Source organism: Sedimentitalea xiamensis, from assembly GCF_030164465.1.
GTDB classification, from domain to species: Bacteria; Pseudomonadota; Alphaproteobacteria; order Rhodobacterales; family Rhodobacteraceae; genus Sedimentitalea; species Sedimentitalea xiamensis.
Window position 1 is genome coordinate 152,106 of sequence record NZ_JASNJE010000001.1, and the last position, 15,370, is coordinate 167,475.

Consider the following 15,370-nt stretch of genomic DNA (forward strand, 5'->3'; position numbering starts at 1 on the left):
GCCGGTTAAAAAAACCGTAACCGAAATGTCGGAAGGATCGCTGATCGAGATAGAACATCCGGGGCGTCATGCTGAACAATTCGACGCAGTTGCAGACTGCGATTCTTCCAAAGAAACCAAAGCCCGGCGCGGAGCCCTTCGACCATGTTCCGCAGAATTCGCCGGTCGGCCGGAACGGATTCGCGGCGATGTTCGCCAGCCTTGCGGAACGGTCCGAAGCGCCAGACACGCAGGTTCCGTCTACCGTTGAGTCGCCCGAAGACGTGGCGCTCAATCGCGGCGAGAGCGAGGATACCGAAATCGAAACAGGCCGGAACGACAGTCGTGAAGACGCGGCGTTGCGCCCAAAACCAGCCGAGGAAGATCTTGGTTCAGAGATCGCACCCGACCATGCGGAGTTGCCGCAAGACACCGAGTTTTTTCAGGAGTCTTCTCCTGGCGAACGGCGTGAGGCTCGGTCAGGCCAATCGCAGTCAGATCCCGGAACAATGATCGGCGTGACGTCCGACAGCCGGGCGCAACGGGATCCGGTTCGTGGCAGCGGAGGACCGCCTGCCGCCGAAACGGGGGTGGCTGCGCATCCTGGGGCAACGGCCCTGTCCGGTCCTTCCGGTTCGGGCGAGACCAGTGAAACGATCTCGCCTTCCTCCTCCGGGGCAGGGCCCATGATCGCCGAGCAAACCGGCTCCACGGGCAACGCAGCAAGTGAGTGGATCACCGGGGCGCGAAAACAAGATGGAAGCCTGAATCAACCTAGTCATGGGCTGCCGCCAAACGCGGCATCCATACCCGCAGATGGCCAGGAATTCCTGGACAAGAACTCGATGCGACAATCCGGAGGGTCGGGGGCGGAAACGAACCTTTCCACATTGGAAATCGGCCGACAGCTATTGGCACCGAACATGCCTGCGGGTTCATCGCGGTCCGGAGAAGCCAGGCTGGAAATACCTACTGGGTCCCTGGAACCGACGGCGTCTGAGACAAACGGGAACAAGCCATCTGCCGACCCGAAGGGGACCATCAAACTGGCAACGGTTCCCGACGCGATAGCCGCACCTTTCGCCAAAGATGCGACTGCACTTTTTTCTGAGATGTCTTCGGAGCCCTCCGCCAACGGCGGCAAGGACCCCGCAAATGTCTTGCCGTCCCGGCTCGAGCCGGGGCTGACATCATTCTCGATATCCGGCCTCGACCATGGAACCATACGCGCGGATTCGGTCAGAAATGCCGCAGCGCAAGCGGTGGAAGTCATTGTCCGTCAGGCCGGAAAGCCTGTCGAAATCTCGTTAAACCCGGAAGAACTTGGGCGGGTGCGGATGGCCCTCACCACAACAGAGACAGGCGTTACCGTCGTGATCACTTCCGAGCGGCCTGAGACGCTCGACCTCATGCGCCGCCACATCGACCAGCTTGCACAGGAGTTTCTTCGCCTCGGGTATGAAAACACCGCCTTCGAGTTCGGCAGCGACTCTGGAAACGACAACCCGGCGTCCGGGGATTTGCCGAACGCACCCGAATCCGAGAGGGATTTTCCGAACGGAGACAAAACCCTCCTCTCCGCCACTCCCCGCCTGGTTTCGACCGGGCTGGACCTGAGATTGTGACCCATGATTGATACGAATTCTTCGCTGGCGGCTGCGACTGCCACATCCGCAAAATCTCCCACCCTGACATCGTCGAAGCCGGAAGGCCTGGCATCGGATTTCGAAACCTTTCTCAAGATGCTGACCGCCCAGGCCCGATATCAGGATCCGCTTGAGCCGATCGATTCGACCGAATACGCAGCCCAGCTCGCGCAATTCTCCATGGTGGAACAGCAGGTTCAGACCAATGACACGCTGACGGCCTTGTTCTCGCAAATGGGCATTTCGAACATGGCGTCCCTCGCCGGATGGGTTGGAATGGAAGTTCGGGCGGATACTCCGGTCTATTTTGACGGAGCGCCGATTACGATCACGCCGAATCCGGACGCTGCGGCAGAACAGGCTTACCTTGTCGTCACCGATGCTTCCGGGCAAGAAGTGCAAAGGAAGGCAATCCCGGTTTCCTCGGACCGGATCCAATGGGCGGGCGTGGACAGCACCGGCGCGCCCTTCGAGAAAGGTGTCTATACTTTCACGGTCGAAAGCATGGTGGGCGACGACATCATCGCTTCAGGACCCACAGAGGTTTACGGACGCATCACCGAGGCACAGATCAAGGACGGTTCCGTGGTCCTTGTGCTCGCCGGCGGTCAAACCCTCCCCGCGACCTCGGTATCAGCCTTGCGCCAGCCCGAATAGGCCGGGAGCGAATACCGGTTGCAAGGAAAGACGCAACCGGCCACGCGAAAAGCGTTGGATTCCGCCGGTTGTTCCGCCTGGAAAGAGCTTGTCCCAAATCCATGAATCGGGCTGTCGCCAAAGGCCGGAAAAAAGAGAACCCGGTTGCTCGGCTACGGTTGAAGTTGCGCAGTGCGCACGCCTTGTCCGTCCGTTTCCGCACAGGCGGATCGCGCAAGGCGAGGTCCACGCGGCAAGGATGCACCGCCAGCAGGCCGCCTTGGGATTTCGTTCCGAATGTTGGTTCCCGGTTCGGTCCGAGAGAGGTTTCCGTTGCCTGCGGGACCAATCTGGACCTGTTCAGTCCGCACCCCTGAAGTCCGCCCGCCCCACTGACACGTATCTCAGGAATCCGGCGCGTTCCGCATCCTTGGCCGAATATATGTTCCGAAGATCGGCGAGCGCCGGAAAGGACATCTTGTCTCTCAGCCTTTCCAGGTCCAAGGCGCGGAATTCGTTCCATTCCGTGAGGATAACGACCGCGTCGGCATTCTCCGCAGCCTTGTAAACATCGTCGAACCACTGGACTCCCGGCAGCCGTTCGGCACCTTCGCGGCGCCCCTGGGGATCGACCACCCGCAGTTTGGCTCCGGCGCCGATCAGGGCCGGCACGATGGTCAGCGACGGCGCTTCGCGCATGTCGTCCGTATTGGGTTTGAAGGTGACGCCGAGCACCGTGATCGTTTTTCCGGCGACATGTCCGCCCATCATGTCGATGATCTTTCCAATCATCCTGCGCCGCAGTTCGTCATTGACCTTGATGACCGTTTCGGTGATCTGCATCGGCGATCCGTTTTCCTGGCCGATACGCGCAAGCGCTTGCGTATCCTTGGGAAAACACGACCCACCATATCCCGGCCCGGCGTGCAGGAACTTGTTGCCGATCCGACCGTCAAGCCCCATTCCCTTGCTGACCAGCTTGACGTCCGCGCCGGTGCGTTCGCAAAGGGCCGCGATTTCATTGATGAAGGTGATCTTGGTTGCCAGGAAAGCATTCGCCGCATACTTGATCATTTCCGCGCTTTCGAGATCCGTGGTCAGGATCGGAAAGTCGCGCAGATACAGCGGGCGATAGATCTCGGTCATGACTTCCGCCGCGCGGTCCTGCTGGACCCCGACGACAATTCTGTCCGGGCGCATGAAATCGTCGATCGCCGCGCCTTCACGCAGGAACTCGGGGTTCGAGGCCACGTCGAAATCCGCTTGCGGGTTCGCCTCTGCGATCACCTGCTTCAATTGTCGGTTGGTGCCGACCGGGACGGTCGATTTCGTGACCACCACGGTATAACCGGACAGCGCCGCCGCGATTTCACGGGCGGCCGCCATCACATAGGTCAGGTCCGCATGCCCATCGCCCCGGCGGGTCGGCGTCCCGACGGCAATAAAGACGGCTGCCGCATCGGAAACCGCCGAAACCAGATCGTCGGAAAAGGTCAGGCGGCCGGCTTCGACATTCCGGGCCATCAGAATGTCGAGACCCGGTTCGTAGATCGGCACCTTGCCCTGGCGCAGCATGTCGATCTTTTCCGGATTCTTGTCGACACACACCACTTCATGCCCGAAATCCGAAAAACACACGCCGGACACCAATCCGACATATCCGGTTCCGATCATCGCGATTTTCATTTGCCTGTCCTTCGGTGCATTTTTCGACGATCCATGGGCGATGCGTCGGGCTCTGTCAACATTCTGGCCGGATCTGGTTAACGATCCAAAAGGCCGTAATAGAGATATGCGAAGGGCATCACCAGGCGGCGCGCCGAACCGAGCGGGAACCGCGCCATCGGGGCCGAAAGAACGGCCGGCAAGGCAACATCCGTCGACCGGGAAAGGGCCAGGTCGGCCAGCATCTTTCCCGCGTAGCTACCCATCGCAACGCCGTTTCCATGATAGGCTAAACCGGCGAACATGCCGGGGCGTCCGGGAATCGGGCCGGCGAATGGCACCAGCCGCCGCGACAGGCAGACCATGCCGGACCATTGGTTCGCGGACGGAACGTGTCGCCAGGCCGGGAACATCCGTTCGAAATCCTTGCGGGTCCGTTCGCGGCTCCCGCGTTCGGATGCCGGAGACGCATGCAGTCCGCCCCGCATCCCGAAGAGAAACCGCCGATCCGGCATCAGCCGAAAATAATGCAGCAGGTTGCGTGTGTCATAGGCCATCTGGGCGGTGCTCCAGCCCTGATCCGCAATCTCCGTGTCGGTCAGCGGCCGCGTGACAAGGACATTGGATTGGCTCGGAATGTAGCGCCCTGCCAGCCAGTCGGGCATGTCTTCGCTGGAGTAGCCGTTCGTCGCAATCAGAACGGTTTGCGCGACAATCTGCCCCTTTTCGGTATGAACCCGGTTTCCCCCATCGGATTTTTCAATCCGCGCCGCTGCGCTCTTCTGAAAAAAGGCGGCGCCTTTGGACCGCGCCGCGCGGGCCAGACCGAAAAGATACTTGCGCGGGTTCAATGCAAACCCGACCGGAGTGGTCAGGGCCCCGAAGAACGGACCGTTCATCCCGTTTCGCGCCAGATCCTCCTTTTCGATGAGGATGGGTTCCGGATCGCTGCCCCGGACAATGCCATCGGCAGCCCTGCGCAACCTGTCCATGTCGCGCAATCGGTGCGCCAGTTGGGTTTCCCCTTGGGAATGCCTGTCAGCCTGAATCCGATGGCGGGCCAGAAGGTCGGCGACGAGGTTCACCGCATCTCTCTCGGCCTGCCTGTAGCTCCGCGCCGCCGCTGCGCCATAGGTTTCGACAAGCGCTTTTTCGCTGATCTTGGCTCCCCCGAGACAGCAGAACCCGCCGTTTCTCCCGGATGCGCCCCATCCGGGCGTCTCTGCTTCGAGCACTGCGACCGAACTGCCCGCCTCGGCCAGATGCAAAGCCGCCGAAACGCCCGTGAACCCGGCGCCGATCACCGCGACATCGACGCGCAAACTGTCCTGCAAGACAGGCCAGTCCGGGGCCGCGATGGTTTCGTCCCACCAGCACCCGGTCCTGGGGCCGTCCCCATAGGCAAAGTCGGGAAAGATGCGTTTCATTGGGCGCGAACAGCCTGCCGTTCTTCTTTCCTCTGACGGATCAGGTTCTGTTTCGAAATGAGCGAAGCGCTGATCACGCCCACCGTGACGATACCGATCATCAGGGTCGACAGGGCGTTGATTTCAGGACTGACCCCAAGACGCACGGCCGAAAATATCTTGATCGGCAGGGTCGTCGCAGAAGGTCCGGTCGTGAAGGACGCGATAACGAGATCATCCAGCGACAGGGTGAACGCCAGCAACCACCCGGAAATCACCGCCGGCGCGATGATGGGCAGAGTCACAAGCCGGAACGCATCCAGGGGCGAACAGCCCAGATCGAGCGCCGCCTCTTCCAGCGAGCGGTCGAAGGTGACCAGCCGCGACGACACCACCACGGACACATAGCACATCGAAAAGGTCGTATGCGCGAGCACGACCGTCATCACGCCGCGGTCCAGCCCGATCCCGATGAACAGCAGGAGCAGCGACAGGCCAGTGATCACCTCGGGCATCACCAGCGGCGCGTAGATCATGCCGGAAAACAGCGTTCGCCCCATGAACCGCCCGCCGCGCACCAGAACATGGGCCGCCATCGTGCCGAGAACCGTGGCCAGCGTCGACGACATCACCGCGACCTTCAGCGTCACCCAGGCCGCGCTCAGGAACGCTTCGTTCTGGAGCAGTTCGCCATACCACTTGGTGGAAAATCCGGCCCAGACCGTCACCAGTTTGCTTTCGTTGAAGCTGAAGATCACCAGAATGATCATCGGGATGTAGAGAAAGGCAAAACCCAGTGTCAGCGACACCACGTTGAACCAGCTGAGGCGCATCATTGTTCAGCCTCCGCCTGTTTCTGCTGGTTGCGCTGGAACAGGACAATCGGAATGACGAGGATAAGCAGCAGAACAACGGCCACCGCGGAAGCCACCGGCCAGTCCCGGTTGGAGAAGAATTCTTCCCACAGGACCTTGCCGATCATCAGCGTGCCCGATCCGCCAAGCAGCGACGGAATGACGAATTCCCCCAGCGCCGGGATGAAGACCAGGAACGACCCGGCGATGATACCGTTCCGGCTGAGCGGGACGGTCACGAGCCAGAAGGCCAGCAGACGCGAACAGCCCAGATCCTCGGCGGCTTCGATCAGCGATCCGTCCATCCTGTCAAGCGCGGAATAGATCGGCAGGATCATGAACGGCAGGTAAGTGTAGACGATGCCGATGTAGACCGCGGTATTGGTGTTCAGAATCGTCAGCGGTTCGCTGATGATGCCGGTCCAGAGCAGGAACTGGTTCAGAAAGCCTTCGCTGCTGAGGATGCCCATCCACGCGTAGACCCGGATCAGGAAGCTGGTCCAGAACGGCAGGATCACCAGCATCATCAGGGTCGGGCGCCATTCTTCCGGCGCCCGGGCCATGCCGTAGGCGATCGGATACCCGATCAGCAGCGTGAAAAACGTGGAAATCACCGCAATCTTGAGGCTGCTCAGATAGGCTTTCCAGTAGAGATCGTCTTCGGTCAGGAACAGGAAATTCTCGAAATCGAGCGCGCGGAAAAATGCGCCCATGTCCGACCAGTCGAATGTCGGCGTGTAGGGCGGGATCGACAGCGCCGTGTCCGACAGCGAAATCTTCAGGACGATGACGAACGGCACCAGAAACAGGATGAGAAGCCAGAAATACGGCACCGATATGAGCAGGAAACGGCGCATCATTCCGCCAACAAGACGCCTGCCGTCGCTGTCCAGGACAGCCAGACAGAGTCTTCCCAGGAGATGTTGCGCCGCGATATCCGCCGCGTGTTGGCGGTTTGCGCCTTGACGATCGTGCCGCCCGGTAGTTCGACGTGATAGGTGGACAGGTTGCCGAGATAGGCGATATCCAGCACCTTGCCCTCGACGGCATTGTCCGCTTCCGCCGGCCTTTCGGTCGAGATCGAAACCTTTTCCGGACGAATGGCGAGGTGGCATCCCTGACCGTCGGAAAACGGCGTTGCCGAGGTCGCCGTCAGCGGTGGCAGCGAATCCGACCAGTCGATGCGGTAGCGTTCCGGTCCGACGGAGGTGGCACGGCCTTCGATGATGTTCACGTCGCCGATGAAATCCGCGACATAAACACAGTTCGGCGTTTCATAGATCCGGTCGGGGGTCGCCACCTGGATCAGTCTGCCCTCGTCCATCACCGCGATACGGCTTGCCACGGTCATGGCTTCTTCCTGGTCGTGGGTGACGATCACGAAGGTGGTGCCGGTCTTTTCCTGAATGTCCATCAGTTCGAACTGCGTGTCCTGCCGCAGTTTCTTGTCAAGAGCGCCCAGCGGTTCGTCCAGCAGCAAAAGCTTCGGCGCCTTGGCGAGAGAGCGCGCCAGGGCCACCCGCTGACGCTGACCGCCCGAAATCTGATGCGGTTTCCGGCGTGCGAATTTTTCCAGCCGGGTCAGCTTCAGCATTTCCTCGACGCGGTCGACGATGTCGTTCTTTGGCATGTCCGAACGGCGCAGACCGAAGGCGATGTTGTCCCAGATCGACAGGTGGGGAAACAGCGCATAGGACTGAAACATCATGTTCACAGCGCGTTTGTTGGGCGGCACTGGAACGATGTCTTGCCCGGAAAGTTCGATCCTGCCCTGGGTCGGGTTTTCGAATCCGGCCAGCATTCGCATCATCGTGGTCTTGCCGCATCCCGACGGGCCGAGCAGAGCGAAGAATTCCTTTTCGTAAATGTCGAGAGACAGATCGCCGATCGCGGTAAAATCACCAAATTTCTTGGTAACATTCTGAAACCGGATCAAAGGTTTCTCGTTGGGATCATTCCAAGGCGCAAAAGTGACAGTCTGCAAGTTCCGGCCCCCAGCTGTTCGGAAAAACAAAAGGCGGGCCGTTTGGCCCGCCTTTTCGGATGTGTCAGGTGCCTGACTTGATCTTGGTCCAGAGACGCGTGACAGTACGCTGAACCTTGGCCGGGTAGGGGCGCGTCGTGAACAGGTTGTCCAGCGTTTCCTGATCCGGATAGATGGCTGTATCGCCGATCACATCCTCGACCAGGAACTCCTGCGACGCCTTGTTGCCGTTGGCGTAGTAGACATAGTTCGATGCCGCAGCCATGTTCTGCGCGTCCATGATGAAATTCAGGAACACATGCGCGGCCTTGGGATTGGGCGCATCGACCGGGATTGCCATCTGGTCGAACCACATCTGCGCGCCTTCCTTGGCAGCGTGATAGGCGATTTCGACGCCGTTGTCGGCCTCTGCGGCGCGGTCCCGCGCCTGGAGGATGTCGCCGGACCAGCCGACCGCGACGCAGATGTCGCCGTTGGCCAGGGCATTGATGTATTCCGAGCTGTGAAATTTCTGGATATAGGGGCGCACCGGCACGAACACTTCCTCGGCGCGCGCGATCACATCCGGGTCCTGGCTGTCCGGGTCTTCGCCAAGGAACTTGAGCGCCATCGGGATCATTTCCGCCGGTGCGTCAAGGAAATGCACGCCGCACTGTGCAAGCTTTTCCATGTTCTCGGGCTTGAAGACGAGATCCAGCGAATCGATCGGGGCGTCTTCGCCCAGCAATTCCGTCACCTTGCCGACATTGACGCCGATTCCGGTGGTTCCCCACATGTAGTTGATCGAATAGGCGTTTTCGGGATCGTATTGTTCCGTCCGTTTTTCGACCACATCCCACATGTTGGCCAAGTTCGGCAACTGGGCCGGATCCAGCTTCTGGAACGCGCCCGCCACGATCTGACGCTGTAGAAATGTGCCGGACGGCACGACGACGTCATATCCCGATCCGCCTGCGAGCATCTTGGTTTCCAGAACCTCGTTGCTGTCGAAAACGTCATAGATCAGGTCGATGCCGGTTTCTTCCTCGAACTTGGTCAGCAATTCTTCGTCGATGTAGTCGGACCAGTTGTAGACGCGAACTTCTTCGGCGATGGCAGCCGCGCCGCCGAGTGCCAAAGCCGCCGTGAGCGTCAGCGTGTAAGTCTTCATGAGTAACTCCCCTTTGAATGCCGGTTTTGCATCGGCTGACCATATTTGATCAAGTTTTGCCTTCTTTGGCAATCCAAGATATGATTTCATGCGCAAGAACGTGACGCAAGCGACCTGGACGCAAAAGGGATTTGGGCAGATGAACATGGTCAAGAAAACGGCAGATCCGGCCGGCGGAAACACCGTTCCGGTTCCCGCGCATGAACAGGTTTATCAGAAGCTGAAAGCGCAGATCCTGTTCGGCGAAATGGCCCCCGGACAGGCGGTGACGATTCAGGGGCTGACGGCCGCACTGGATGCGGGCATGACGCCGGTGCGCGAAGCGATCCGGCGGCTGATTTCCGATGGCGCACTGGTCTTTCAGGGCAATCGCAGGGTCAGTGTGCCGCTGCTGACAAATCAGGATATCGAGCAGATTATTTATCTCAGAAAAACAATTGAATATGAACTCACGAAGCGTGCCGTCGAACGGATGAAACCAGCGGTTTCGGAAGAGCTTTCACGGATCGACGCGGCATTGGATGGCGCCATTTCGACCGGAAATGTCGGACTCTATCTGGAGCGGAACTACCAGTTTCATGCGGTTCTCTACGCCCAGGCCGAAGCGCCGATCATGGCCGGTGTCGTGGACCGTCTGTGGCTGCGGTTCGGCCCGTCCCTGCGGGTGGTCTGCGGACGCTTCGGAACCCAGAGCCTGCCGGATCGTCACAAGGATCTGCTGGCGGCGCTCGGCGGCCGCGATTCCGAAGCCGCCGCGCGCGCCATCGTCCTGGACATCGAACAGGGCATGGATCAGATCGCGGCCGTGATTGACGCTGAAAACTGATTCGATTGACACTGAAGAATTTGATCATATTCTAGCCAGATACCCATATCGGAGTCTCCCGCCATGTCCGCGATCACAAATCACATGCCCACCGCCGAATTGCAGGCCCTGGATGCCGCGCATCACATGCACCCTTTCACGACCAACAAGGAACTGGCCGAAAAGGGCGCGCGTATCATCACCCGCGCGCAGGGGGTGACGCTCACCGACAGCGAAGGCAACCAGATCCTCGACGCAATGGCCGGTCTCTGGTGTGTCAACATCGGGTATGGCCGCCCGGAACTGGCCGAGGTGGCGTCTCGCCAGATGCGTGAACTGCCCTTCTACAACACCTTTTTCCAGACCACCCACGTTCCGGCGATCGCCCTTTCGAGCAAGCTGGCGGAACTGGCGCCGGGCGATCTGAACCACGTGTTCTTCGCCGGATCGGGTTCGGAAGCCAACGACACGAACATTCGCATGGTGCGCACCTACTGGGCGCTGAAGGGAAAGCCGTCCAAGTCGATCATCATCAGCCGCAAGAACGCCTATCACGGCTCTTCGGTCGGCAGCGGCAGCCTCGGCGGCATGACCTACATGCACGAACAGGGCGGCCTGCCCATTCCGGACGTCCATCATATCAACCAGCCGCACTGGTGGGCCGAAGGGGGAGAAATGTCGCCAGAAGACTTCGGTCTCGCGCGGGCGCAGGAACTGGAACAGGCGATCCTGGATCTGGGCGAGGATCGTGTCGCTGCTTTCATCGCGGAACCGATCCAGGGTGCAGGCGGCGTCATCATCCCGCCCGCGACCTACTGGCCGGAGATCCAGCGGATCTGCGACAAGTATGAAATCCTCCTGATCGCGGACGAGGTGATCTGCGGATTTGGCCGGACAGGGAACTGGTTTGGCAGCATCACGGTCGGAATCCGCCCCGACATCATGACCATCGCCAAGGGCCTGAGTTCCGGCTACCAGCCCATCGGCGGCTCGATCGTCAGCGACGAAGTCGCCGCTGTCATGGACAGCGCGGAATTCAATCACGGTTATACATATTCCGGGCATCCCGTGGCCGCGGCCGTGGCACTGGAAAACCTGCGGATCATTGAAGAGGAAAACGTCATCGGCCATGTGCGCGATGTTGCGGGCCCCTATATGAAGAAGAAATGGGAAGCCCTGGCAGACCATCCGCTGGTCGGCGAAGCCAGGATCGTCGGCCTCATGGGGTCGATTGCGCTGACGCCTCACAAGGACAGCCGCGCCAAGTTCGCCAGCGAAGCGGGAACCGTCGGGTTCATCTGCCGCGAACGCTGCTTTGCCAACAACCTTGTGATGCGCCATGTGGGCGACCGGATGATCATCTCTCCGCCGCTGGTGATCAGCACGGAAGAGATCGACACCTTGGTCGAACGTGCCACAAAGGCGCTCGACGAATGCTACGCGGAACTGAAAAAGCGCGACCTGCTCAAGGCGGCATCCTAGGCGGCATCCTCGACAAGGACCGGCGACCGGCACAGCCGGTCCAGCATGTCGAGGCAGGAACGCATCTGATCAAGGCTCACGAACTCGTCGGGTTTGTGAGCCTGTTCGATCGATCCCGGACCGCAGACGGCAACGGACATGCCCATCTGCTGAAACAACCCGGCCTCGGTTCCGAAGGACACAACATCCGCGCCATTTGCGCCGACAAGACCCGCGACCAGATCGCGGGCCGCATTTTCCGGCAACACTTCCAGCCCGACGACTTCTCCGATCACGTCGGTCACGATATCCGCCTGCGGATGGACGGCCCGCATCATCGGCAAAAGCCGTTCGTCGACAACACGTGCCATTTCCGCTTTCACGAAGGCGAAATCGCTGTCCTGAACCGGGCGCATTTCCCAATCCACCTCGGCCTTGCCGGCGATCACGTTATGCGCGACCCCGCCGGAAACCCGCCCGACGTTCAGCGTTGTCCAGGGCGGCTCATAGCGGCTTCCCTGCGGCGCGCGCAGCATCAGCTCACCGCGCAACCGCATCAGTTCGGTGACATATTGCACGGCGTATTCGGCCGCATTCACGCCCCGATGCGGAGACGACCCGTGCCCTTCCAGCCCGGAGAACCGGACCGTATATTCGCAACACCCCTTGTGCCCTTCGATGACCCGCATCCGGGTCGGTTCGCCGATGATCGCCATGGACGGGCGCAGACCCCGCCGCTGCAGATCGAGCACCAGCGACCGCGCACCAAGGCATCCGACCTCCTCGTCATAGGTGAAGGCGAAATGAACCGGCCGCCGGAGGTCGAGATTGGCCAGGTCGCGTGCCTTGACGGTCGCGGCGGCGATGAATCCCTTCATGTCGCAGGATCCGCGCCCGTAAAGCCGCCCGCCGCTTTCATGCAGCATGAAGGGATCGCTGTTCCAGTCCTGATCGGCGACCGGCACCACGTCGGTATGTCCCGACAGGACCAGACCGCCGGGGGCATCCGGCCCGAGAGTCGCGAACAGGTTGGCCTTGCCGCCATCCGGGGTTTCGAAAAGATCAACCCGAGCGCCGCTATCTTCCAGTCTCGACGCCAGTTCGGCGATCATCGCCAGATTGCCATCCGACGACACGGTGGGATAGCCGATCAGGCGCGCCAGAAATTCGACCGTTTCCTCAAGCCGGCCGCTCATGGTTTCACGAACAGTTGACGCGGCCGGTTGCAGAATGTCTCCGCCGGTCCGGAGTCGCGGATCAGAATGCTTTCGGTGATTTCAAGCCCCCAGTCCTGCATCCAGAGTCCGGGCATGAAATGAAAGGTCATCCCCGGCTGCAATATCGTTTCGTCCTCGCTGCGCAGCGAAATCGTGCGTTCGCCCCAATCCGGCGGATAGCTGAGACCGATCGGATAGCCGCACCGCGCGCCCCGCTCGATGCCGGCCCGTTCCAGCGGGGCCGCCAGGGCATTGGCGATGTCGCAGGCCCGGTTTCCGGGCCGCGCGGCGCTCAGCCCCGCCTCCAGCCCTTCGATCAGCGCCGCTTCGGCGCGGCGCAGGAAATCCGGCACCTTGCCCAGAAACAGCGTCCGGCAGAACGGCGCATGATAGCGGCGATAGCAGCCGGAAATCTCAAAGAACGTGGCCTCGCCGGTCGCGAACGGCCGCCCGTCCCAGGTCAGATGCGGGGCCGCGGCGTCGCTGCCCGACGGCAGTAGCGGCACGATCGCAGGGTAGTCGCCCCAGGCTCCGTCCACGCCGCGCACCGCGTCGCGGTAGATTTCGGCGACGATCTCGTTCTTCGGAACCCCCGCTTCGACACGGTCCAGCAACCCGTCCACGATCTTTTCCGAGATGCGCGCCGCCTTGCGCATGAACCCGATCTCGGCCTCCGATTTCACCGCCCGTTGCCAATTGACCAGCCCGGTCGCATCCACCCAGCGCACCTGAGGAAGCGTTTCGGAGAGAACAGACATCGCCTTCGCGGAAAAATAGTAATTGTCCATCTCGACCCCGATCCGCGCGATTGCAAACCCCAGATCGGACAGCAAGGCTGCAAGGTCTTGCATCGGGTGGCGTTCCGTGGACTGCACGAAACCATCCGCGTATCCCATGATCCGGTCCTGCGCCATCCAGACCGTGCGGACGGCGCCATTGGTATCCTGGCTGCGCCCCCACCAGATCGGATCGGTGTCCGGCAGCACGATGACCCCCTGATGCACATAGAAGGACCAGCCATCATAGGCGGTCAGCCATGCCTGGTTGGATGGGTCCGTAACGAACAACGCATCCAGTCCCTGTTCGGCCATCGCCGCACGGGTCCGGAACAACCTTGCGCCATATTCGGCCATATCAAAGGGCAGATCCGTTGCACCCATCGCGATACTCCAATTGTGGCGCGGCATTCAGACAGCATCGACATTGCTGGGAAGTCTTCCCTCTGTCCAACCAAATGCTTGGGCATAGTTTCTTTTTGTTCGATTTAGTATCGGAACGGTTGCAAGTTTTTCGATGCAGGTCGGAAATCGAACCGACTCGGTTGCATGTTCACCATCCGATGTGCTTACATTTGTTTATCAAAACGCAGGAAAAACTGCGAAAAGTCCAAGGGGAGCCGTTTTGGCTGATACGCAAACGTCCGATGCGTTCGTGGAATTCGAGCGCGTCCAAAAGAGCTACGATGGCGAGAACCTCGTCGTCAAAGACCTCAACCTGATCATGCCGAAGGGCGAGTTTCTGACGATGCTCGGCCCTTCCGGTTCCGGCAAGACCACCTGCCTGATGATGCTGGCGGGGTTCGAAACCGCGACCCACGGCGATATCCGGCTGGACGGGGTGTCCATCAACAACATCCCGCCGCACAAGCGCGGCATCGGGATGGTGTTTCAGAACTACGCCCTCTTTCCGCATATGACGGTGGCCGAGAACCTGTCTTTCCCGCTGGAAGTGCGCAAGCTGGGCAAGGCCGAACGCGAGACAAAGGTCAAACGGGCGTTGGACATGGTTCAGATGGGTGCCTTCGGCGGCCGTCGTCCGGCACAGTTGTCGGGTGGCCAACAGCAGCGGATCGCCCTGGCCAGGGCGCTGGTTTTCGAGGCCGAGCTCGTTCTGATGGATGAACCGCTCGGCGCGCTCGACAAACAACTGCGCGAACACATGCAGTTCGAAATCAAACGGATCGCGGATGATCTGGGAATTACCGTGGTCTACGTGACCCACGACCAGACCGAGGCATTGACCATGTCCGACCGCGTGGCGGTTTTCGACGATGGCCGCATTCAGCAGCTGGCCCCTCCGGACAAGCTTTACGAGGAACCGGAAAACAGCTTCGTTGCTCAGTTCATCGGCGAAAACAACACGCTGGAAGGCGTGGTCAAGGAAATCAAGGGCGACACCGCGCTGGTCCGGCTGGACGACGGCGAACTGATCGACTGCAAGCCGGTCAATGTCAGCGAGCCCGGTGAACGCACCCGCGTGTCGATCCGTCCGGAACGGGTGGAATACAACAAGGACCGGCTGCGCGAGGGTGTGCATACGCTGAAGGCCGAAGTCCTCGAATTCATCTACATGGGCGATATTTTCCGCACCCGCCTGCGCGTCGCGGGGAACGAGGATTTCATCATCAAGACCCGCAACGCTCCAGATCAGGATCGTCTGCAACCGGGGACCCAGATCGAGATCGGCTGGCTGCCCGAGGATTGCCGCGCGCTGGATGCGTAGCGGCCCGCCACGTCGCCCTGTCATCCGACGGGCGATGAACAAGGGGGCCGGACGATTGCCCGTTG

The 15,370-nt window shown here is 60.5% G+C and carries 13 protein-coding genes; 5 read left to right on the forward strand and 8 right to left on the reverse strand.

The window, feature by feature from the left end; genetic code table 11:
• Window positions 1–68 precede the first annotated feature (68 nt).
• Together fliK and QO034_RS00695 are read left to right on the forward strand one after the other, a co-directional pair.
• Entirely contained in the window at window positions 69–1,604 is a 1,536-nt protein-coding gene (fliK, locus tag QO034_RS00690) for a flagellar hook-length control protein FliK (protein WP_284483570.1), read from the forward strand.
• Window positions 1,605–1,607: 3 nt separating this feature from the next.
• A complete protein-coding gene (locus tag QO034_RS00695) occupies window positions 1,608–2,282 on the forward strand; it encodes a flagellar hook capping FlgD N-terminal domain-containing protein (RefSeq protein ID WP_284483571.1) in 675 nt (224 codons plus the stop codon).
• 339 nt (window positions 2,283–2,621) lie between these two features.
• Here the strand turns inward: QO034_RS00695 and QO034_RS00700 are convergent, their stop codons facing one another.
• The 6 genes from QO034_RS00700 to QO034_RS00725 form a co-directional block, all read right to left on the reverse strand.
• Window positions 2,622–3,947, reverse strand: a complete 1,326-nt coding sequence (locus QO034_RS00700) for a UDP-glucose dehydrogenase family protein (RefSeq protein WP_284483572.1) — start codon at window positions 3,945–3,947, stop codon at window positions 2,622–2,624.
• 77 nt (window positions 3,948–4,024) lie between these two features.
• Entirely contained in the window at window positions 4,025–5,353 is a 1,329-nt protein-coding gene (locus tag QO034_RS00705) for an NAD(P)/FAD-dependent oxidoreductase (RefSeq protein WP_284483573.1), read from the reverse strand.
• Complete coding sequence (locus tag QO034_RS00710; protein WP_284483574.1) at window positions 5,350–6,168, reverse strand: ABC transporter permease; 819 nt, start codon at window positions 6,166–6,168, stop codon at window positions 5,350–5,352. The genes QO034_RS00705 and QO034_RS00710 overlap by 4 nt, the downstream gene beginning before the upstream one ends.
• Window positions 6,165–7,043: an ABC transporter permease subunit gene (locus tag QO034_RS00715; RefSeq protein ID WP_284483794.1), complete on the reverse strand. Its 879-nt coding sequence runs from the start codon at window positions 7,041–7,043 to the stop codon at window positions 6,165–6,167. The genes QO034_RS00710 and QO034_RS00715 overlap by 4 nt, the downstream gene beginning before the upstream one ends.
• Entirely contained in the window at window positions 7,043–8,170 is a 1,128-nt protein-coding gene (locus QO034_RS00720) for an ABC transporter ATP-binding protein (RefSeq protein ID WP_284483575.1), read from the reverse strand. Before QO034_RS00720 ends, QO034_RS00715 begins: the two co-directional genes overlap by 1 nt.
• 64 nt (window positions 8,171–8,234) lie before the next feature.
• Window positions 8,235–9,320, reverse strand: a complete 1,086-nt coding sequence (locus QO034_RS00725) for a polyamine ABC transporter substrate-binding protein (protein WP_284483576.1) — start codon at window positions 9,318–9,320, stop codon at window positions 8,235–8,237.
• A gap of 139 nt (window positions 9,321–9,459) precedes the next feature.
• Here QO034_RS00725 and QO034_RS00730 point away from each other — a divergent pair, with 139 nt between their 5' ends.
• Window positions 9,460–10,146: a GntR family transcriptional regulator gene (locus QO034_RS00730; protein ID WP_284483795.1), complete on the forward strand. Its 687-nt coding sequence runs from the start codon at window positions 9,460–9,462 to the stop codon at window positions 10,144–10,146.
• Window positions 10,147–10,209: 63 nt separating this feature from the next.
• Window positions 10,210–11,607, forward strand: coding sequence for an aspartate aminotransferase family protein (locus QO034_RS00735; RefSeq protein ID WP_284483577.1), 1,398 nt, complete (start codon window positions 10,210–10,212; stop codon window positions 11,605–11,607).
• Here the strand turns inward: QO034_RS00735 and argE are convergent.
• Together argE and QO034_RS00745 are read right to left on the reverse strand one after the other, a co-directional pair.
• On the reverse strand, window positions 11,604–12,782 hold the full coding sequence (gene argE, locus QO034_RS00740) for an acetylornithine deacetylase (RefSeq protein WP_284483578.1): 1,179 nt from the start codon (window positions 12,780–12,782) through the stop codon (window positions 11,604–11,606). The genes QO034_RS00735 and argE overlap by 4 nt on opposite strands.
• Window positions 12,779–13,963, reverse strand: a complete 1,185-nt coding sequence (locus QO034_RS00745) for a M24 family metallopeptidase (RefSeq protein ID WP_284483579.1) — start codon at window positions 13,961–13,963, stop codon at window positions 12,779–12,781. The genes argE and QO034_RS00745 overlap by 4 nt, the downstream gene beginning before the upstream one ends.
• Window positions 13,964–14,204: 241 nt before the next feature.
• On the opposite strand from QO034_RS00745, the gene QO034_RS00750 reads away from it, so the two are divergent.
• Window positions 14,205–15,305, forward strand: coding sequence for an ABC transporter ATP-binding protein (locus QO034_RS00750; RefSeq protein ID WP_284483580.1), 1,101 nt, complete (start codon window positions 14,205–14,207; stop codon window positions 15,303–15,305).
• The last annotated feature ends 65 nt before the right edge of the window (window positions 15,306–15,370 follow it).